Raw genomic sequence first — 21,412 nt, 5'->3', positions numbered from 1 at the left:
AACCTCGGAAAAACTGCGGCTAAGTCTAGCAGGATTGGCGGGGCCCTGACCAGCGGCTCAGAACTTTTGCACCTGACTGTCGAAGCCGCCGAACAGATCGATAAAATCGGTTTCCAGCAACCGCTTAACCGCCGGATGCTGGATCATCCGTTCGGCAAACATCACGTGGTATTCCTCGCGCACATCCAGGGTTTCCCCCAATAACCGCATACCATGGCCAAGGATGTCCTGCCGGTAGATGGACGGCGCCACAAAAATCCCCTGCCCAAAAAAGCCAAAGGCTTTCATCATGGCCGCATCATCGAATTCACCGAGGATACTCACGGTCAGGTTCTTTTCGGCAAACCAGCGATGCAGCTGCTGGCCAAGGCTGGTGCGCTTGCCGGGGATCAAAAGCTTGTCCTGCTCAAGACAGGCGGGAAAGGGCTTACTGTACTCACGGGCGGAGAAGAAGCTCACGCCACATTCACCGAGCTTTTTGGAGAGGATTTCCGGGTATTTGAGCGACTCACCGGCACAATCAGACAAAATCATATCCAACTTGTGCTCCCGCAGGCGGGTCATCAGGCTCTCGTGGGTCGCTTCATAACAGGCCAGACGCATGGTGCCGTCGGTAGGCAGCACACTTAAAAGCACCCGGCTGGAGAGTGCCTTGGACAGCGCATCGGCAATGCCCACCTCAAACAACATGGCGGCATCTTTGCGGTAATTGAGGATATCCAGAAGCTCATAGCTCAGGTTGAACATCTTGTCGGCGTAGCGGTACACCAGCTCACCCAGATCCGTGGGCTCCAGCTGGCGACCAACCCGTTTGAAAAGCGCGCCCCCCAGACGGTCTTCCAGCGCTCTTATCTGGCCGGTTACCGTTTGCGGGGTCAGGCACAGGGCTTCGGCGGCCTTGGCCACCGAGCCCTTGCTTTGCACCATCCAGAAGTAATACAGATGGTTATAGTTGAGGTGCTGCATCAGTTAACCGGCAGCCTTACTTAAGGCGCTGGCAATCGAGCAGGCTGTACATGGCCTGGGTCAACCCGGCCTGATCCTGTACTTCACCTGAGTTCACCGCTTCAGTGAGCCCCTCGAGCAATACCTGCCGATCAGGGATGCGGTCGGCGCAGAAACGGCGGTTGGCATCCTGAAAGCGGCTGCCGCCTCGGTACTTGAGCGCCCGGCTCTCAAAGCCATTGGTTTCGGGTCTGGCACCAAGGGCACTGGTTTTGTACATCAAGGCGCCATCCACCACACCACCCAGATAGCTTTGGCAGGCCTCACTCTTACTGTCTTTAACACAGGTATCCAGCGATGAGGCGGCCGCAACACCAGACACCAGAGACAGGGCGATAACAGAGACTAATTTGATCTTCATGCTTTTTCTCCCGCTTGAGGCAGTACTTTGGACAACCAGAAGTACCCGATTACGGCTGCAAACAACGAGCCGAGCAGAATGCCAAGACGCGCCAGGTCGCCATAGGCTTCGCCGCCATGTTCAAAGGCCAGCGAGGCGATAAACATCGACATGGTAAAGCCGATACCACACATCACGGACACAGGTGCAATCTGGCGCCAGCCAATGCCCTGAGGCAGCTCAGCCAAACGCAGTTTGACGGCGATATAACTGAACACCATCACACCAATCGGCTTGCCCAGCAGCAAGCCCAGCGCAATACCCACAGGCACGGGCGATGTCAGGCTGTCCAGCCCCATGTTGCCAAGCGGCACACCGGCGTTGGCAAAGGCAAACACCGGCAGAATAAGGAAATTACTCCAGGGGTGCAGGCTGTGCTCCAGATGCTCTGAGGGCGAGCTGCCGTCTTTTGCACGCAGCGGAATACAGAAGGCAATCACCACGCCAGCAAGAGTGGCGTGCACACCGGATTTAAGCACCGCGATCCACAGGATGATACCAAGCACGCCATATGGTGCGAGGGCAGTAACACCCTTACGGTTCAGCGCGACCAGGCCGGTCACTGCCACGGCGGCAATGATAAGGCTCAGCATCGACAGATCCGTGCTGTAGAACAGCGCGATAATCACAATCACGCCAAGGTCGTCGATAATGGCCAGCGCCAGCAGGAACACCTTAAGCGCCACGGGCACGCGATTACCCAGCAGCGCCATGATCCCCAGCGCAAAGGCAATATCGGTGGCGGCCGGAATGGCCCAGCCTACCTTGGTTGCAGGATCGGCATAGTTGAAGAACAGGTAAATGGCCGCCGGAACCAACATACCGCCGATGGCGGCAAAGGTAGGCAGCGATGCCTTGGACGGGCTCGACAGCGCGCCTTCCAGCAGCTCACGTTTAACTTCCAGACCAATGAGCAAAAAGAACAGTGCCATCAGGCCGTCGTTAATCCACAACAGCAATGGCTTATTGATGTCCAACGCGCCAAAACGCACCTGCATCTCGGTGTTAAGAAACCCCTGATACAGACCGGAAAGCGGCGAGTTGGCGAGCAACATGGCCAGTGCAACGGCCACCAGCAGCAAGATGCCACCGGCAGACTCCTGGCTCAAAAAATTACGAATAGCCTTATCCATTTCGTTACTCCCAAAGAAACCTAATGTCCTGAGTGTAGCGAAATCAGATTAACAAACATAATCGTAAGTTTCTGCCTGATACCTCGATATTTCCGAGGTATCAGACGAAAGTTTCATCAACTAGATGGCAACAGGGGCCTTGATGTGGGGATGAGGGTCATAACCGCTGAGTTCGAAGTCTTCGAAGCGGTAGTCAAAAATCGACTCGGGGCGGCGCGCTATGGTCATGGTGGGCAGCGGACGTGGTTCACGGGACAGCTGCAGCTGGGTTTGTTCCATGTGATTGCTGTACAGGTGAGTATCGCCACCGGTCCAGACAAAATCCCCCAGTTCGAGATCGCACTGCTGCGCCACCATCATGGTCAGCAAGGCATAGCTGGCAATGTTAAATGGCAAGCCCAGGAACACGTCGCAGGAGCGCTGATACAGCTGGCAGCTCAGCTTGCCATCGGCCACATAAAACTGGAAAAACGCGTGGCAAGGGGCCAGTGCCATCTTGTCGAGTTCACCCACGTTCCAGGCCGACACAATCAAACGACGTGAGTCAGGGTTGGATTTAATCTGCTCAATCACCTGGGTTATCTGGTCGATGTGGCGGCCATCAGGGGTTGGCCAACTGCGCCACTGAGCGCCATATACCGGACCAAGGTTGCCGTTCTCATCGGCCCATTCATCCCAAATACTCACTTTGTTTTCATGCAGATAAGCAACATTGGTGTCACCCTGCAAAAACCAAAGCAATTCATGAATAATCGAGCGAAGATGACATTTCTTGGTGGTGACCAGCGGGAAACCTTCGTTAAGATCAAAGCGCATCTGATAACCGAAAACCGAGCGGGTGCCGGTTCCGGTTCTGTCACTCTTGTCGGTGCCTTTATCGAGAATGTGCTGCATTAAATCGAGATATTGCTTCATCAGCGCGCTTCCTGTTTACGCAAAATCAAATACAGGCCGAAGAGGATCATCGGCAATGAAAGAATTTGTCCCATGGTTAAAAAACCGAGGTATAAGCCAAGGTGAGCGTCGGGCTGACGCACGGTTTCCACCAAAATTCGAAACAGCCCATAACCGAGCAAAAACATCCCGGAAACCGCCCCCACCTTGGTTGTGCGCTTGGCATACCACCACAGCAGCAGATACAGGGCAACCCCCTCCAGTGCAAATTGATACAGCTGCGAGGGATGGCGCGGCTCGGGGCCGCCAGTTGGAAATACCATGGCCCAGGGCACATCCGACACCAGTCCCCACAGCTCACCATTGATAAAGTTGCCGATGCGCCCAGCCCCCAGGCCTATGGGCACCACAGGCGCCACCATGTCAGCCACGGCAAAGAAGGGCCGACGCTGACGCCAGGCAATGTACACCATGGCGCTAATCACCCCAATCAGGCCACCATGGAAAGACATGCCCCCTTCGGAAATCTTAAACAGATACAGGGGGTCGGCCATAAACAGGTCGAAATGGTAAAACACCACATAGCCAATCCGGCCACCGAGCACGACCCCAAGGAAGCCGTAAAACAGCAGATCGGATACCTGCTCACGACTCCAAACACCGCCGGACTGGTCGGCCTTGCGATTCAAAAGCCACAGTGCAGCCAAAAAACCCACCAGGTACATCATGCCGTACCAGCGCAGTGCAGGCTCGAAGGTTTGACCAAAAAGCTCAAACGGCCCGAAACGGGCAATCACAGGGTCGATATCAGGAAACGTCAGCGGCATAACATACTCGGGTTTGTGGGTGTGGCGTCAGCCCACCACCAGGCGCAGTCCAATTATGGTCAGAAGCAGCGCAAAAATTTTCTTCAGGATAGCGGTTGGCCAGCTGCTGGCGGCTTTGGCGCCAAGGGGCGCGGTCAGCACCGAAGTACAGACAATCCCAACCAGCGCGGGCAGATAAACGTAACCCAAGGTGTAATCGGGCATGCCCTGAGCATTCCAGCCGGCAATCACGTAACCTGTACTGCCGGAGAGCGCAATCAACAGGCCGGTTCCGGCCGACACGCCGACGGCGGTGCGCATGGCAACACCAAAAAAGGTCAATAGCGGCACCAACAAGACACCGCCACCAATACCCATCAAGCCGGCAATCAGGGCGATAAAAAACACGATGACAAACAAGGCGGCCGCCGATGGCAAACTGCGGTTTGACTCCGTCTTGAACGGATAGGCCATTTGCAGCGCCATCAGGATGACAAAAATTGCGAAGGCCTGACGCAGCTGCTCCGCCGGAATACGTTCAGACACAAACCCGGAGGCCAGTGCACCAAGCAGCACCGCAGGAGCCAGCACTTCTAGCAGTGAAAAGTCGATATTGCCGCGGCCATGGTGGGCCTTGGCGGAGGAAAGCGAAGTAAGAATAATCGCCGACAGTGACGTGGCGATAGCAACGTGGGGCAGATAGTCGGCGCCGAAACCCACGCTTGGCAGTAAGTAGAGCAGCGCAGGCACTATCATCAGGCCGCCGCCGATCCCCAGCAGTCCAGCCATAAAGCCAACAAAGGCTCCCAGCAGCACACACCAGCCTATCACCCAGATGACTTGTTCCACGGCAAAACCTTGTGATTCTTCAATGGCCAGATAGCTTAAAGCATTACGGCCTGGGACGCGACCCTAACCGAGGATGGAAATAAGCTCGCGGCTATCCAGATATTCCCGCACCAATTCACGCACATCCTGACCATTGGACATCTGCAGCACCAGCTCGAGCAAGGCTTCAAGCTCAGCACGCTCCACCCGCCGCAGCAGGTAGTTTATCCGCGCCAAACTGCCCTGGTTCATCGAAAGCTGATCGTACCCCATGGCCACCAGCAGCAGCGCGCCCATGGGCTCACCGGCGAGCTCACCACAGACGCTGACTTCAAGATTGAGCTGACGACAGTCAACCAGTGCCCGTCTAAGCGCCCGCAAAATGCCGGGATGAAAGGAGTCGAACAGGCTGCTGACCCTGGGGTTGTTACGGTCCACCGCCAGCAAATACTGAGTCAAATCGTTACTGCCCACAGAGACAAAGTCGACCCGCTTTGCCACCTCAGCAAGCTGGAACAGCAATGCCGGCACCTCAAGCATTACCCCAATCGGTGGCCGCTTCAGCGCCGGATTCACATCGGCCTGAAGCTCACTGAAGGCCTGTTCGAGGTACAACAGCGCCTCATCAATTTCATCGATACTGCTCACCATCGGCAGCAGAATTTTCAGGTTATCGCCATCACCGGCGGCTTGCATCATGGCCCGCAGCTGCACCAAAAACAGCTCTGGATGATCCAGCGACAAACGGATCCCCCGCCAGCCAAGGAAGGGGTTCTCTTCAGAAATCGGGAAGTACGGCAATGGCTTATCGCCCCCCACATCCAGGGTGCGCATGACCACAGGGCGCCCTGCTGCCGATTGCAACACCGTCTGGTACACCTTGACCTGCTCGGACTCCGAGGGGAAGCGCTGCTGCAACATAAATGGGATTTCGGTGCGATACAGGCCAATACCATCGGCGCCATCAGCAATTTCGCTGGCAACGCCGCTCATCAGCCCTGCATTGAGGTACAAATGAATGCGATGGCCATCTTTGGTGACCGCGGGCTCGTTAAGCTCCTCGGCATACTGACGTGCCAGCGCCTTTTGGGCGCTGATAAGATTGCGGTATTCATCCACCACCGACGGCGATGGCGATACCATCAGCAGCCCGCGACTGGCGTTCAGCACCAGCTGCTTTTTATCAAGGTTGGCCTGCAGCACCTGCTCAACACCAATAATGGCGGGCACTCCAAGGGCTCGGGCCAGAATCGCGGCGTGGGAGTTCACCCCGCCAAGCTCTGTCACTATGCCCGCCAGCTTTTGGCGCGGAAACTCGGCCAACATGCTGGTATCGGCTTCACGAGTCACCAGGATCACCGGCTTGTCCGGGTCAAGCGCCATGCGACCAGGTTCAATCAGTTGCCGCAGCACCCTCTGCCCAAGGTCTCGAATATCGCTTGCCCGCTCACGAAGATAGCCATCTTCCATTGCCTCAAACTGGGCGATGTAACGCAGCGACACCCGACTGACCGCCGATTCGGCGCTCCAGCCACTGGCAAGCTCGCGCTGATATTCGCCGCCAAGGCTCATGTCTTCGAGCAGCGATTGCAGCGAGGTAAAAATAGAGCTCAGCTCGTCGTCCTGATCGCCATCGAAACGCTGGGCAAGCGCAGTCAGTGCATCGCGGCTGCGACCGATGGCATGCTTAAGGCGCTCGGCTTCGATTGCGACATCATTTACTTTGATATCCGGCTGCTGCAGCGAAATCTCACCGCCCAGCACCAACGCATGGGCAATGGCCACCCCAGGTGAGGCACTGGTACCGGTAAACAGTACCTGCTCATCCAGCGAGTGCACTTCGGCCCGCCGTTTCAGACCGCGAATGGCCATCGCAAGCTGCGCCGCCAGAGTCATCAGGAAGGCTTCTTCGCCTTCATTAAACTGGCGGGCCTTGGCCTGCTGCACCACAATTACGCCAAGTAATTGTTTTTGATAGATAATGGGAGCTGCAAGGAAGGCGCGGTATTCGTCTTCATTGGCTTCGGGGAAGAGTTTGAATCTGGGGTGCAGATGGGCATCAGCCAGGTTAATGGCTTCTTCGCGCTCGGCAACCAGACCCACCAAACCTTCACTGACCGGCATACGCACCCGGCCAACGGCGGTTTTCTCAAGGCCATCGGTAGCGGACAACACCAGTTGCTGCTGCTCGAGGATATAAACAGAGCAGCACTCGGTCTCCATGGCGGCCTTGGTTTGAGCCACCAAGGATTCGAGTGCCAGCTCCAGCGTATGAGCCGAAGCGACTGACTGCGTAATATCCCTGAGCGTGTTGAGCACTGGCAGATCCCCCTTGACTGTCGGCGCGCTGATTAACGTCTGTTGTTGCGTTTGCCTCTGGGTGGCTCGCGGGATTGCAGGGCCAGCGCAGTGGGCGCGAACTCCTTCATTACCTTGCGATACACATCCCGCTTGAATGACACCACCTGGCGCACCGGATACCAATAGCTGACCCAGCGCCAATCATCAAACTCAGGATGACCAGATGAATTCAGGTTAATGGCATTTTCCGGACTCTTGAGCATCAGCAAAAACCACTTCTGCTTCTGGCCGATACACACGGGCTTGCTGTCCTGACGCACCAGACGTTTTGGCAAACGGTATCTGAGCCAGGAACGGGTAGAGGTCAGGATCTGGACATGCTCAGGCCTGAGGCCAACTTCCTCATACAGCTCACGATACATGGCATCTTCGGCACTTTCACCGTCATCTACCCCACCCTGTGGGAATTGCCATGAATGTTGTCCAAATCGCCTGGCCCACATGACCTGGCCGAAAGAGTTACAGATGATGATGCCCACATTTGCGCGAAAGCCGTCGCTATCAATCACATGGACTCCAAAATACACAAATCGTAATAGAAGGATTGTTTCACAAAGCCAAGCTGGCAGCAAACCCCTATTTCTGCGCCACCTTTGGATAAATTTCAGTCCTTTTTGCGATTATCAACAGAGAGCTATATTAAAACGGGATCATATCCACAAAAACTGTGGATATCTCTGTAGGCAAGTCGAAGGAAACCGTGAAAATGTTCATTATTAGTGCAGATCGGCAAAGATCACTTTCTTCATAAACGCCTTCTAAGTGACTATTTTATATGACTTATGCAAAATGATCGTTTCACAACTGCTGTAATTAACCACAGATCGAACAAAAATAAACCAGCCAATGATGAAGGCTAAATAACTGCGGAATACTGTCAGTTTTATACACAAGCCAAGGCAGATTCGCCCCATTGCAACCATAAAAATAGCGCACATTTTTCGTTGACAGTGATATTTAGCTGGGGTAATGGGCTGGATTTATCCCAGTTATCCCATAATTCTGTGGATAAATTTGTGGGGAATGTCGGGGAAATCAGCGGGTAACTTTAACGGCTGAGGATAATACGATATACACAAAGATAAATACCTTTATTTTACATGGCATTAGATAAGCAAAGTCAGAAAAAACTTATCCAAGCTGAATTTGCGAACAAAAAATAGCCAAGTTGGATCTTATCCCCAAAGGGCGTAGAATCCGCCCCATGAATGCCCCCCGTTCGCCTCAAAGCCTGGAAGAACTATTGGATCGCGCCCACCAGATGGCGGGGTTAAGTCTTGGCCAACTGGCAGCAGGTCTAGGCTGGCCGGTTCCGGCCAATCTAAGGCGAGATAAAGGCTGGATTGGTCAGTTAATTGAGCAAGAGCTGGGTGCGCTGGCAGGCTCCCGCCCGGAGCAGGACTTTCTGCACCTGGGTGTTGAGCTTAAAACCATTCCCATCGATAGCCGTGGCAAGCCATTGGAAACCACCTATGTGTGCGTGGCACCGCTGATGGATGTCGGCGGCCTCAAGTGGGAGCAGAGTCTGGTGAAGCATAAGCTGGAGCAGGTGCTGTGGATCCCGGTCGAGGGCGAAAGAAGCATTCCGCTGACAGACAGGCGTATCGGCACCCCCGTGCTGTGGCGCCCTTCCATGACCGAGAGCGAGCAGCTCAGGCAAGACTGGGAGGAAATCATGGAACTGATTGCCATCGGCAAAGTGACTGGTCTTACCGCTCGCCACGGTGAAGTGCTGCAACTGCGTCCCAAGGCCGCCAACGCCGCGGCCAAAACCGAATGCATTATGGAAGATGGCACTGTCGGACTCACCAATCCCCGGGGCTTTTACCTGAAAACCAACTTCACTCAGGCCATATTGCGCCAGGCATTTGGCGAATAGTAGCCAATCACGCCAATATCGCCCCAAGCATTGATTCAGATCACGCCAAGGGCTGGTAATGAGGCACAGGTTTTCTATACACTAGCTCATTCTTCGTAATACCTTATAACTTCGGATACTGAAGCTACCGTGAGAGCGAGTCGTCAGGCTAAAAAGCTGTTATTTGCCATCCTGGCCTGGGGCATTGCCATGGCCGCGTTCGTCTTCTTTCGATACGCACAGACTCAGGATCTGCCTCAATGGGCCGTAGGTTCGGCCGATCTTGCGACCCTCGCAATTTACATGGGGATTATTTTTGGCAGCCTGCATTGGATGTCGAATTTGATTGCCGATTTCAGCGCCATCAATCGCCTGCCTTACTTATTCTCGGTGTTGTTCAAGGGGCTGTTTTTGCTGCTTGGCGCCACCACCCTCGCCTATATCACTCAGTTTTTGAATATGTGGGCGATTGAAAACCACATGACCACCCTGCGGCAGATGCTCACAGTGCATGTGCTCTACAGTCCCTCATTCCAGGCATTGATTGTGTATTTGGTGGTGGTGCGGCTGGGACTTGCCTTTATCGAGCAAATGGCGCTGCTGGTAGGTCCGCGGGTGCTTTTGAATATCGGCCTTGGCAAATATCACAAACCAAGGTACGAGCAGCGGCTGTTTTTGTATCTGGACATGGTAGCCAGCACCACTCACGCCGAATCCCTTGGCGACTATCGTTTCAGCCGCCTAATCCAGGACAGCTTCAGCCTGCTGTCCGATACAGTGGCCAGCAATGAAGCCGAAATATACCGCTATATGGGCGATGCGGTGCTTATCCACTGGCCGCTGCATGAAGGGGTGAAGAACGACCGCTGCATGAACATCTATTGGGAATTCAGTCAGCAACTCAACTGGCAACGGCAATATTTTGAAGAACATTATGGCTTTGTGCCCAAGTTCAAGGCGGCAGCACACTGTGGTCAGGTGGTGGCAGCCGTGGTGGGGGTGCAAAAGCAGGAGATCAGTTTCTTCAGCGACGTACTGAACACATTGGCGCGCCTGCAGGATCAATGTAATCCACTGGGACAGCGGATGCTGATTTCCGGTGCATTGGCGGCAAGACTTGAAACCGAAGACAGCGGTTATAACCTCTCCGCTCTGGGGCCGGTTAAGCTTAAGGGCAAGCAGCACTCTATTGAAGTATTCGGCGTGACGCCAAGGCGTGTCGGCTAAATGTCTTCAGCCCCGAAACACTTGCGCCTTACTTAGCTGGTCAATCACATTGCAAAAAAATGGCGACTTCTGAGAGTCGCCTTTTTATTTGTAATTAGCGCAGGCTCACACCCTTTCCTTGCTGAGCAGTTTTTCTATTTCCAGCCCCAGGGTTCGGAAGGTACGGATCCGGCTGGTAGTCTGACGCCACACCAGGCCAATATCGCGATAAGGCGAACTGCCGGGTGGGTCCATTACCTGCAGTTCGGTATCGTTCAGGATACCGGCATCAATCGCCATTTGCGGCAGGAAAGTGGTACCCAGCTTGCTGTTTACCATCTGCACCAGGGTGTGCAAACTGGTGGCGGCAAACGGGTTAATTTTGTTGGAGTCCCCAAGCTGGCAGGCGCTGATGGCATGCCCGGTAATGCAGTGCTCGCTTTGCAGCAAAAAGATACTCTCATCCGGCAGAGTCTGATAATCAATAGGCTCATGGATCTCCGGAGAAAGGTCGCCATGCACGACCATTTTGAACGGGTCGACCCCCACCTTCATGCTGTGGAAACCACTGGTGTCCACCGGCAGCGCCAGCAGCAATAAGTCCAGCTCGCCCTTGCCGAGGGCATCAAGCAGACGCTCGGTGGTGTCTTCTTTCAGTAAGAGCACCAATTCCGGGTAGTTTTGTTGGCAGTGGCGCACCACCCGGCTCAGCAAAAACGGCGCTATGGTGGGAATACAGCCCAAGCGGATCTCGCCGGTCATGGGTTCGCCCTGATTGCGCACCAGCTCAACCAGATCGTCCACATCGGTCAGAATTTTGCGGCAACGCCCCACCACCTCTTCGCCAATGGCAGTAAACATAAAGGATTTATGGTCGCGCTCAATCAATTGGTGCCCCAACTGCTCCTCAAGGTTTTGAATACCACTTGAGAGCGTCGACTGGCTGACATTGCACACCTTGGCGGCGCGATTAAAGTTTTGTTCCTGATACAAATTCACCAGGTAGTAGAGATTTTTGAGGCTGGGGAGATGTTTCATTTTTTCGATTACCACCGCACGAATGGATTGAAACTACCAAGCAACTGTAACACAGGAACCCTGAGTGCGCATAAGACCTGCGTACAGTTATGTGAGCAATATCTGCCCAATCCCTTGTCACTACACCCCAATGAGCTACACTTTTCCGGATTGGCAATTGAAGGATCCGCCGATGTCAGGGCTGAAAGGGATTTTGTATTTCCTGCTCTTGTTCCCGCTCTTATCCGCTTGGGGTGAGGGAATAACCCTGTCTGATGCCAACCGCCAATTACCCCTTGCCCCCTTGTATCAAACGCCGCTACTAGCTTCCTTCGAGTCACTCAACTTACCGACACAACTCGACAGTCATGGCCACGAATTGCCTTGGCAACAGCTCCCCCTTAAAAATCAATCCGATGACGTGAGCCATTGGGTACTCACCCAACCACTGTGGGTCCCGCCGGCCAAAATTTATCTGTTACGGCACAGCTCTGGCAGCGTTTCTGAACTGCCACTGGAGCAATTGCCCGCCCCTATGCCGGTAAGGCAATTGGCGCTTACCCTTGACCCCGGTGAGTCAGTCACCTTTTACCTGCAAGGGAAGCAATTGCCGCAAACGCTTTGGAAGCGCAGTTGGTGGCAACATTGGGATCAGGTTCAGCGCAGCATCCTGTTGCTAATCTTCGGCGCCCAGCTCACGCTGATGTTGTGTCTGGGGCTGATGAGCTTACTGCCGCAGCTGCGTACGCCACTGGCGGCGGTGCCTTTATTGGTCTCCATTCCGCTGCTGCTGTTGATGCTGCCGCCCTCAGCGTTGCTGCCAACACCGCCGTTCTGGCCGATTGCCCTCACACTTGCCCAAGCCTGTGCCAACTACCGCCTGTTCCAGCACGAGCAGTTGTCCACCAGCCTGAAGAAAATGCTAATAATGCAGACACTGTGTGGGCTAAGTATTGGCATTGCCGCCCTTGGAAGCGTTGAATTTGCGCTGCCGCTGGTGTTACCTGTGCTGCTGATAGGTTGTCTGTTGAGCGCTTTGTCGCTGCTGCAACTACTGATGGTTGAGCATCAGGGGCAATGGCTGCTGTTGGCTGGAGTGCAACTGATGGTAGGCACCCTCGCCACCAGCCTGTCGTCAGGGCCGGAGCTTGAAAACTTTGCGCTATGTGCCGCCCAGCCGCTTTTGATGTCTGTACTGGTATTTCTATATTTGTGCCAGCAGTTGATGCAGCCCATGGCGCGCAGCGCCAATTCCAAGGCCACACTCAAGGATCTTGTGCGGCTGAAGGAGTCTCACCTGCTCGCCGAGCAGTTTGACCTGCTTCAAAACCAATATCGGGAACTGGAGTTGCAACACCGATTGCTGCAGGAGAAAAACGCCATCGATTTTCTTACCGGCCTGCGCAACCGGCAGTTTTTCGATGAGCGCTTCAGCGCCGAAATGGCCCGCAGCGCGCGGGAGTCAACGCCCATAAGCCTGCTGCTTATCGATATCGATCACTTCAAGGATGTAAATGACAAATATGGTCACAGAGTGGGAGACGAAGTGCTCAAGTCGGTTGCCAAGCGCTTTTATTACGTGTTGAAACGCCCATCGGACGCCATTTGCCGTTATGGCGGAGAGGAGTTTGCCATCATTTTGCCCAACACCCACGGGCAAGGGGCACTGCATATTGCCGAGCTTATCCTCAACAATATCCGCTCAAAACCGGTGACCACCGCCCAGGGCGAGATCCACTGTACCGTCAGCATAGGTATTGCCTCGACTGTACACAGCTATCAGCAAAACGAAGGCCGCTTGATTGAAGATGCGGACAAAGCCCTGTACAGGGCAAAGCAAAACGGCAGGGACAGAATCGAACTGGCGCCCTCCAAGCCCTATGTGGTCAAGGATGAGCGCCCGATGAAAGCCTGATCAGGCTTTGGATTGCAGAAAATCTTTCAGTGCAGCTAGGTCATCAAAGGCATTGCTTGAAATGGCCTGCAGCCATTCATTGTGACCGGCTTCCCAGGCTGTGTCTTCGCCGTGCTGCAACAGCTGAGCATATTGCTGGATACGCTTCAGGCCCACACTGCCGGCTGCGCCTTTAAACTTATGTGCTTCAGAACACAGGGTGTCTTTATCGCCTGCTTCCTTTGCCTTCACCAGATTGCCCACATACTCGGGCATCAACTGTTCAAACAGTACCACACTCTTGAGCAGGGTCCCGGCACCGATAGCGCTGCAGTATTGTTCCAGCGTATTGAGATCCAGGATCTTGTCCAGTTCAGCAGTTGCCATCAAGGCCCCCTTAACAGTCAGTGAAGTTTTAAACCGGCGAGTTTACCGGCGATGCTATGGCACATAATACCCTCTCTGCCCCGCTGTGCAACCGTATGGCGTTTGACTTCGTTGGATATTTCCTGCTTTTAACATATATTTAACCGTTTACCGTACTTCACACCCTAAATGTAGACTTTCGATTTAGGGTCAAGAAGATAGCCATTCTGTCGCCGCTATCAGCCGATTTTCAGCAGGCAATCTCAGACTGAGTCACGGCGATGAAAGGCCTGTCGGTGAGACTGCCCTGACCTCCCAGTTTGGCCAAACGTTCGGTGATGGCCGTCAGTCCCAACCATTTGTGGCCGCACCAGTCGGGCGCCAGCAGCAGTGGTGCACGGGCATGGGCAGTTACCCTGTGATAGATGATATTGGCGGGGGTGCGACGAATAAGCTCCGCGGCACTGTGGGCATAGTCTGGCAGTGACAGGGGCGCCAGCCGACCGGCACGCCACTGCCTGGCCATGGTGCTGCCTTCAACAATGTGCAGTGGATGTAACTTAAGCCCATCCACGCCCAGCTCCAGCACCTGGCGATGGCTGAAGAGGTAATCATCATGGCTTTCGCCCGGCAGCCCCAGAATAAGATGGGTACAAACCTTAATTCCCCTGGCGCGGGCGCGCAGCACCGCATCCTCGTACGCGGAAAAACCATGGCCACGATTAATCCGTCTCAGAGTGTCATCGCGGGCAGACTGCAAACCAAGGTCGAGCCAGACATCAATACCGCAGTCACGGTAACTGCCGAGCAAATCCAGCACCTCATCGGGTACACAATCCGGACGGGTGCCGACAAATAATCCGGCCACCTTACCGAGCGACAGCGCTTCGTCATAACGGGCTTTCAGTACCGAAACTTCATCGTAAGTGCTGGTATAAGCCTGAAAATAAATGAAGAACAGCTCATCCTGGCGCCCTGCCATTTGCCGTTTTAACTGCGAGCTGATGTTATAACGCTCGCCATCGTCACTGTTAAAAGAAGGCACATGGCAGAAGGTGCAGCCACCAATGCCGAGGTTGCCATCCCGGTTTGGGCAGGTGAAGTGCGCATCCAGGGTCAGTTTTCGCACCCGGCGCCCATAACGCTGCCGACAATCATTGCCAAAGGTATTCACCAGTGCATCAAGGCCTGGAGACACAGATACAGATTGGGCCACGCCAAACTCCGCTAATTCGAACACATCAAAGAATAAGCCGGCACTCTAGCCGGTTCCCCTTGGCAGGATCCGGATCCAGGTCAATCGCAGTCGATTTAATCCCTTTTTGTGATACACATTCGCACCCAATGCACCGAAAAGTGGATCTTAATCACGCTTTCTGAATAGTTAATCAATCCAGATGTAACAAAAGCGAATTACTGTATTTGCAAAAAAAATCACTATTCCCAAAGCCAAAACAATCGCTCATTTTGTTACATTTTGGTAAAGCGCAAAATGCTATATTTTTAAAATTCCTATTATTCATAATGTTATACATCAACTTTATCAGTTGACGTTAACGTAAAGCAATTATCAAAAGTGTATGAAACATGATTTTTTACCCATGTTTTATGCAATCTTTAGGTTTGACCTTTGTAAATTCTCGGGATAATTTGGGAAATTCGGGTGCATATCTATCAATGTTTTTTGCGTGGTTCCCCGAGCAGTATCAATCAGAGGTTTTAGGTGGGGGATTTGTATGAGCTTGTATCATCCCAGTTTTGAGCGGGACAATTGTGGATTCGGTCTGATAGCCCAGATGGACGGAGAGGCCAGTCATCGCATTGTGCGTACTGCTATTACGGGACTGGATCGCATGAAACACCGAGGCGGTATTGCCTCAGATGGTCGCACCGGTGACGGCTGTGGCCTGCTCATGCAGCTGCCCATCAAGTTCTTTGAGGCCATTGCCGCCGAGAACGACTGGCACCTTTCCCGTAAATTTGCCGTGGGCATGTTCTTTTTAAGCCAGGATGAAGAGCGCGTCGCCGCTACCCGTTTCCTGCTCGAGCGTGAGCTGGAAAAAGAAACCCTGTGCATTGCCGGTTGGCGCGAAGTGCCGGTAAACCCGGACGTGCTGGGTGATATCGGCAAATCCAGCCTGCCCCGCATTGTGCAGGTGCTGATCAACGCCCCCATCGGCTGGCGTGAAAAGGATCTGGAACGTCGTCTATACATGGCCCGTCGTCGCCTCGAGCAGCAAATGACTGCCGACCCCGACTTTTATGTGGCCAGCCTTTCCGGTCAGGTGATTGTGTACAAGGGCCTGATGATGCCCGCCGATCTGCCAGCCTTCTATCCAGACCTTGCTGACATTCGTCTGGAAAGCGCTATCTGCCTGTTCCACCAGCGCTTTTCAACCAACACCTCGCCCAAGTGGCCACTGGCACAGCCATTTCGCTACCTGGCGCACAACGGTGAAATCAACACCATCACCGGCAACCGTCAATGGGCCCGTGCCCGCGCGTACAAATTCAACTCGCCACTGCTGCCCGATTTGCAGCAGGCCGCGCCCTTTGTAAACGAAACCGGCTCAGACTCGTCCTCACTGGATAACATGCTGGAAATGCTGCTCTCCGGTGGTATGGATCTGTACCGCGCCATGCGTTTGCTGATCCCGCCCGCATGGCAAAGTAACCCAGAGATGGACGAAGAGCTGAAAGCCTTCTACGACTTTAACTCCATGCATATGGAGCCCTGGGACGGCCCGGCCGGCATTGTGATGACCAATGGTCGCCACGCTGCCTGCGCCGTGGACCGTAACGGCCTGCGTCCATCACGTTATGTGATCACCAAAGACCGTATCCTGACCCTGGCCTCAGAAGTAGGCATTTGGGACTACCAGCCCGATGAAGTGGTCGAAAAAGGCCGTGTGGGCCCAGGCGAACTGCTGGTGCTCGATACCCTTAACGGCCGTCTGTACCAGTCATTTGAGATTGATAACGACCTCAAGCGCCGCCACCCCTACAAGGAGTGGATGGCGAAAAACAGCCGCACCCTGAAACCGGCCGAAGAGATGACCGGCGAGCAGCACGGCGCCAGCGAATTCAGCCGTGACACCCTGTTGCAGTATCAAAAACTGTTTGGCTACAGCCGTGAAGAACTCGAACAGGTGATTTGGGTTCTGGCACGTCAGGGCGAAGAAGCAGTAGGCTCCATGGGCGACGATACTCCCATGGCAGTGCTGTCGAAAAAGCAGCGCTCCCTGTACGACTACTTCCGTCAGAAGTTTGCCCAGGTAACCAACCCGCCTATCGACCCATTGCGTGAAAAGCACGTGATGTCGCTGGCCACCTGCGTTGGCCGTGAGCAAAACCTGTTTAACGAAACCACGGGCAATGCCTACCGGGTGATGTTCAACTCTCCGATACTGCTGTACTCCGACTTCAACCAGTTGATGTCGCTCGATAAAGCCTACTATCGCGCCAATATTGTCGACCTGAACTACGATCCGGCCGAAGGCCTGGAAAACGCCATTCGTCGCATCACTGACGATGCCGAGCGCCTGGCACGTACCGGTACCACCCTGCTGGTACTCTCAGATCGCGCAGTGGCCAAGAACCGTCAGGTGATCCCGGCCGCCATGGCCGTGGGTGCAGTGCAGCAGATGCTGGTGTCCAAGAGCCTGCGCTGCGACACCAACATCATCGTTGAAACCGCGTCAGCCCGTGATCCACACCACTTTGCGGTATTGCTGGGCTTTGGTGCCACGGCCATCTACCCCTATCTGGTGTATGAATCAATCGCTGATATGGCCAAGCGCAACGACGCCGACGACATGGTCGCCCTGATGCTGAACTTCCGTTACGGCATCGAAAAGGGACTGCGCAAAATCATGTCCAAGATGGGGATCAGCACAGTGGCCTCTTATCGCTGCAGCCAGCAATTTGAAGCCATCGGTCTTGCCCGTGACGTGATTGAACTCTGCTTCAAAGGCGTGGTGAGCCGTATCGAAGGCGTTGGTTTCGATCATCTGGCCAAGGATCAGAAGCAACTGCATCTGGCAGCTTTCCGCCCCCATGTTGCACTGCCCCAGGGCGGTCTGCTCAAGTACGTGGAAGGTGGCGAATACCACGCCTTCAACCCGGATGTGGTTAACACCCTGCAGGCCTCCCTCCATGGCCGCGACTATAGCAAATACAAAGAGTTCGCCCGCCTGGTGGACGAGCGCCCGGTGGCCATGCTGCGTGACCTTTTCAGCGTAAAAGGTACAGACGCCGCCATTGAACTGGCCAAGGTAGAAGAAGCCAAGGCACTGTATCCACGCTTTGACAGCGCCGCCATGAGTATCGGCGCTCTGAGTCCGGAAGCCCACGAGGCGCTGGCCATTGCCATGAACCGCCTTGGTGGCCGCTCCAACTCAGGTGAAGGTGGTGAAGATCCACGCCGTTTCGGCACCGAGAAAAACTCTGCCATCAAGCAGATTGCTTCTGGTCGTTTTGGTGTCACCGCCCACTATCTGGTTAACGCCGAAGTGCTGCAAATCAAGGTGGCTCAAGGCGCCAAGCCCGGCGAAGGCGGCCAGTTGCCCGGCCATAAGGTGAGTGTTGAGATTGCCGGTCTGCGGTATGCACGCCCCGGTGTAACCCTGATTTCGCCCCCACCACACCACGACATTTATTCGATTGAAGATTTGGCGCAGCTGATTTTCGATTTGAAGCAAATCAATCCCAAGGCGCTGGTGAGCGTAAAGCTGGTGTCTGAACCAGGCATCGGCACCATTGCCACCGGTGTCGCCAAGGCGTACGCCGATATGATCACCGTATCCGGCTATGACGGCGGCACGGGCGCCAGCCCCATCACCTCGGTGAAATATGCCGGCTCCCCCTGGGAGCTGGGTCTGGCCGAAGTACATCAATCTCTGGTGGAAAACGGCCTGAGACACAAAATTCGCCTGCAGGTGGATGGTGGTCTCAAGACCGGCACAGACGTTATCAAGGCTGCGCTGCTGGGCGCCGAGAGCTTCGGTTTCGGCACTGTGCCCATGATCGCCCTTGGCTGTAAGTACCTGCGAATTTGCCACCTGAACAACTGTGCCACCGGCGTGGCGACTCAGGACAAGAACCTGCGAGACAACCACTACCACGGCCTGCCCGAGCGGGTAATGACCTACTTCGAGTTCGTGGCCGAGGAAGTACGTGAGTGGATGGCCAGGCTGGGCGTTAGCCGCTTTGAAGATCTGGTGGGCCGCAGCGAATGGCTGCAGGCGCTTCAGGGCGAGACCGAGAAGCAACATGGTCTGGACTTGTCTCCTATCCTGTATCAGCCGGACGTGCGCGAAGGTTCTGCCCGCACCTGGCTGGAAACCAACCCGCCCGCCGACAATGGCGAGCTGAACCAGCGTCTGGTGAAAGATACCGAAGCGGCCGTGGCCGCTGGCGAGAGCTTCAGCGCGGCCTACAGCATCAACAACACCGACCGTTCTGTGGGTGCCACTCTGTCGGGGGTTATCGCCAGCCAGTGGGGCCTCAGCGGTGCCAAGGCGCCAATCAGCCTGTCGTTTAACGGCACCGCCGGTCAAAGCTTCGGCGTATGGAATGCCCCCGGCCTAGATATGAGCCTGTGCGGCGATGCCAACGATTACGTCGGCAAAGGCATGTCCGGCGGCAAGCTGTCTATCTATCCGCCTATCGGCAGCGCCTTCCAGAGTGAGCGCACCGCCATTGTGGGTAACACCTGCCTCTATGGCGCCACCGGCGGCAAGTTCTTTGCGGCAGGTCAGGCGGGCGAGCGTTTCGGCGTGCGTAACTCCGGCGCCGTCGCCGTGGTGGAAGGTCTGGGTGACAACGGCTGCGAATACATGACCGGCGGCATTGTGGTGGTACTCGGCAAGACCGGGGTGAACTTCGGTGCGGGTATGACAGGTGGTTTTGCCTATGTATTCGACCAGTTCGGCCGCTTTAACCGCCGGGTGAATACCGAGATGGTCGACACCCAGAAGGTGGAGTCTGTTATCCATCAGAAGCACCTTAAGGGGCTGATCGAAGAGCACGTGGCCGAAACCGGCAGCGAACACGCCCGGGCCATCCTGAGCGACTTCGATAACTGGCTCGATTGCTTCGTGCTGGTGAAACCCAAGAACGTGGCGGTGGCCGACTTGCTTAAGCTGGAAAAGCCAAACCCTGAACTGGCAGTAAAAGCGGGATAATGCACTATGAGTAACGATTTTCAGTTCATTGAAGTGGGCCGCAAGGATCCATCCAAGCAACCAATCAAGTTGCGCTCTACGCAGTTTATTGAAATTTATCAGCCCTTTACTCAAGGCCAGGTAAATGAGCAGGCGGACCGTTGCCTCGATTGCGGCAACCCTTACTGCGAATGGAAGTGCCCGCTGCACAACTACATCCCCAACTGGCTCAAACTGGCCAAGCAGGGACGCATTATGGAAGCGGCGGATCTGGTGCACGAAACCAACACCCTGCCAGAAATTTGCGGCCGGGTCTGTCCTCAGGACAGACTCTGTGAAGGCGCCTGTACCCTGAACGACGACTTCGGCGCCGTGACCATCGGCAATGTGGAAAAGTACATCACCGACACCGCCATCGCCCAGGGCTGGCGCCCGGATATGAGCAAGGTCACACCTCGAACTGAGAAGGTCGCGATTGTCGGTGCCGGCCCTGCCGGTCTTGGCTGTGCCGATATTCTCGCCCGCAACGGCATCAAGGCGGTGGTGTTCGACAAGTATCCGCAGATCGGTGGCCTGCTGACCTACGGTATTCCCTCGTTCAAGCTGGATAAATCGGTGATGCAAACCCGCCGTCAGGTACTCGAAGGCATGGGTATCGAGTTTCGTTTGGGGGTCACCGTTGGCAAAGACATCGCCTTCAGTGACTTGCTGAAAGACTATGACGCCGTGTTTCTCGGCATGGGCACCTACAGCGCCATGAAGGCCGGCTTGCCCGGTGAGGACGCCGACGGCGTGCTTCAGGCTCTGCCCTACCTTATCGGCAACACCATGGAGCTGCTCGGCCAGCAGAGCGACCAAAACCCCTACATCAACCTCGCTGGCAAGAAGGTGGTGGTACTGGGCGGCGGCGACACCGCCATGGACTGTGTGCGCACCGCAGTACGTCAGGGTGCAAGCCAGGTGACCTGTGCTTATCGCCGCGACGAACAAAACATGCCTGGCTCCCGCCGCGAGGTGCAAAATGCCCGCGAAGAAGGAGTAAACTTCCTGTTTAACCGCCAGCCAGTAGCCATCAAGACCGAAAACGGCAAAGTGGCGGGCATCGAATGCGTGGAAACCCAAATGGGCGAAGCCGATGCCAATGGCCGCCGCAGCGCCGAGCCCATCCCCGGCAGCGAGCAGTTGCTTGAGGCTGATGCCATCATCATCGCCTTTGGCTTCCAGCCAAGCCCTGCCCCCTGGTTTGCCGACTTTGGCATCCAGCTCGATGACAAGGGTCGGGTCAAGGCGCCCAAGGTGGCCGACAATCCATTCCAAACCACCAACCCCAAGGTGTTTGCCGGTGGCGATATGGTGCGCGGCTCAGATCTGGTGGTAACCGCTATCGCCGAAGGCCGCGACGCGGCGCTTGGGATCCTCAACTTCCTGGAGACGGCAACCGCCTGATCCGGCACCCTTTGCTTGTGTCTTGCGCATCCGA

16 protein-coding genes are annotated in these 21,412 nt (G+C 55.1%); 5 read left to right on the top strand and 11 right to left on the bottom strand.

Annotated elements, in window-relative coordinates; translation table 11 throughout:
• Positions 1-57 precede the first annotated feature (57 nt).
• The 8 genes from nhaR to rppH all read right to left on the bottom strand — a co-directional run bounded on the left by nhaR (position 58) and on the right by rppH (position 7,936).
• On the bottom strand, positions 58-966 hold the full coding sequence (gene nhaR / locus MJ923_RS02940; RefSeq protein ID WP_240589837.1) for a transcriptional activator NhaR: 909 nt from the start codon (positions 964-966) through the stop codon (positions 58-60).
• A gap of 16 nt (positions 967-982) precedes the next feature.
• Complete coding sequence (locus MJ923_RS02935) at positions 983-1,366, bottom strand: hypothetical protein (protein WP_126166004.1); 384 nt, start codon at positions 1,364-1,366, stop codon at positions 983-985.
• A complete protein-coding gene (gene nhaA / locus MJ923_RS02930) occupies positions 1,363-2,538 on the bottom strand; it encodes a Na+/H+ antiporter NhaA (RefSeq protein ID WP_126166003.1) in 1,176 nt (391 codons plus the stop codon). The genes MJ923_RS02935 and nhaA overlap by 4 nt, the downstream gene beginning before the upstream one ends.
• Positions 2,539-2,658: 120 nt before the next feature.
• Positions 2,659-3,453: a thymidylate synthase gene (gene thyA, locus MJ923_RS02925; RefSeq protein ID WP_126166002.1), complete on the bottom strand. Its 795-nt coding sequence runs from the start codon at positions 3,451-3,453 to the stop codon at positions 2,659-2,661.
• Positions 3,453-4,259, bottom strand: a complete 807-nt coding sequence (gene lgt / locus MJ923_RS02920; protein WP_240589836.1) for a prolipoprotein diacylglyceryl transferase — start codon at positions 4,257-4,259, stop codon at positions 3,453-3,455. The genes thyA and lgt overlap by 1 nt, the downstream gene beginning before the upstream one ends.
• A 27-nt stretch (positions 4,260-4,286) precedes the next feature.
• The gene (locus tag MJ923_RS02915) at positions 4,287-5,087 is read right to left on the bottom strand and encodes a sulfite exporter TauE/SafE family protein (protein ID WP_240589835.1); all 801 of its coding nucleotides are present in this window, start codon (positions 5,085-5,087) and stop codon (positions 4,287-4,289) included.
• 63 nt (positions 5,088-5,150) lie between these two features.
• Positions 5,151-7,385, bottom strand: coding sequence for a phosphoenolpyruvate--protein phosphotransferase (gene ptsP, locus MJ923_RS02910; protein ID WP_240589834.1), 2,235 nt, complete (start codon positions 7,383-7,385; stop codon positions 5,151-5,153).
• A gap of 32 nt (positions 7,386-7,417) precedes the next feature.
• Positions 7,418-7,936 carry an RNA pyrophosphohydrolase gene (gene rppH, locus MJ923_RS02905; protein ID WP_126165998.1) on the bottom strand — a complete coding sequence of 173 codons (519 nt, stop codon included), beginning with the start codon at positions 7,934-7,936 and terminating at the stop codon, positions 7,418-7,420.
• Between the two features lie 695 nt (positions 7,937-8,631).
• Here rppH and mutH point away from each other — a divergent pair.
• Together mutH and MJ923_RS02895 are read left to right on the top strand one after the other, a co-directional pair.
• A complete protein-coding gene (gene mutH, locus MJ923_RS02900) occupies positions 8,632-9,306 on the top strand; it encodes a DNA mismatch repair endonuclease MutH (protein ID WP_240589833.1) in 675 nt (224 codons plus the stop codon).
• A 129-nt stretch (positions 9,307-9,435) separates the two neighbouring features.
• Entirely contained in the window at positions 9,436-10,512 is a 1,077-nt protein-coding gene (locus MJ923_RS02895; RefSeq protein ID WP_240589832.1) for an adenylate/guanylate cyclase domain-containing protein, read from the top strand.
• A gap of 105 nt (positions 10,513-10,617) precedes the next feature.
• Here the strand turns inward: MJ923_RS02895 and oxyR are convergent, their stop codons facing one another.
• Positions 10,618-11,529, bottom strand: a complete 912-nt coding sequence (oxyR, locus tag MJ923_RS02890; RefSeq protein WP_240589831.1) for a hydrogen peroxide-inducible genes transcriptional activator OxyR — start codon at positions 11,527-11,529, stop codon at positions 10,618-10,620.
• A 172-nt stretch (positions 11,530-11,701) separates the two neighbouring features.
• On the opposite strand from oxyR, the gene MJ923_RS02885 reads away from it, so the two are divergent.
• Complete coding sequence (locus tag MJ923_RS02885; protein WP_240589830.1) at positions 11,702-13,423, top strand: GGDEF domain-containing protein; 1,722 nt, start codon at positions 11,702-11,704, stop codon at positions 13,421-13,423.
• On the opposite strand, the gene MJ923_RS02880 is transcribed toward MJ923_RS02885, so the two are convergent.
• A complete protein-coding gene (locus MJ923_RS02880) occupies positions 13,424-13,789 on the bottom strand; it encodes an Hpt domain-containing protein (protein WP_240589829.1) in 366 nt (121 codons plus the stop codon).
• A 229-nt stretch (positions 13,790-14,018) separates the two neighbouring features.
• Positions 14,019-14,984 carry a tRNA modification radical SAM protein MnmL/YtqA gene (gene mnmL / locus MJ923_RS02875; protein WP_240589828.1) on the bottom strand — a complete coding sequence of 322 codons (966 nt, stop codon included), beginning with the start codon at positions 14,982-14,984 and terminating at the stop codon, positions 14,019-14,021.
• A 520-nt stretch (positions 14,985-15,504) separates the two neighbouring features.
• Between mnmL and gltB the strand changes: the two genes are divergently transcribed.
• Positions 15,505-19,953, top strand: coding sequence for a glutamate synthase large subunit (gene gltB / locus MJ923_RS02870; RefSeq protein ID WP_240589827.1), 4,449 nt, complete (start codon positions 15,505-15,507; stop codon positions 19,951-19,953).
• 6 nt (positions 19,954-19,959) lie between these two features.
• A complete protein-coding gene (locus MJ923_RS02865) occupies positions 19,960-21,378 on the top strand; it encodes an FAD-dependent oxidoreductase (protein WP_240589826.1) in 1,419 nt (472 codons plus the stop codon).
• The last annotated feature ends 34 nt before the right edge of the window (positions 21,379-21,412 follow it).

The organism is Shewanella zhuhaiensis (assembly GCF_022484835.1).
GTDB classification, from domain to species: domain Bacteria; phylum Pseudomonadota; class Gammaproteobacteria; order Enterobacterales; family Shewanellaceae; genus Shewanella; species Shewanella khirikhana.
The sequence above is the reverse complement of the archived record's forward strand: the minus strand, read 5'-3'. Positions and strand labels throughout refer to the sequence as shown.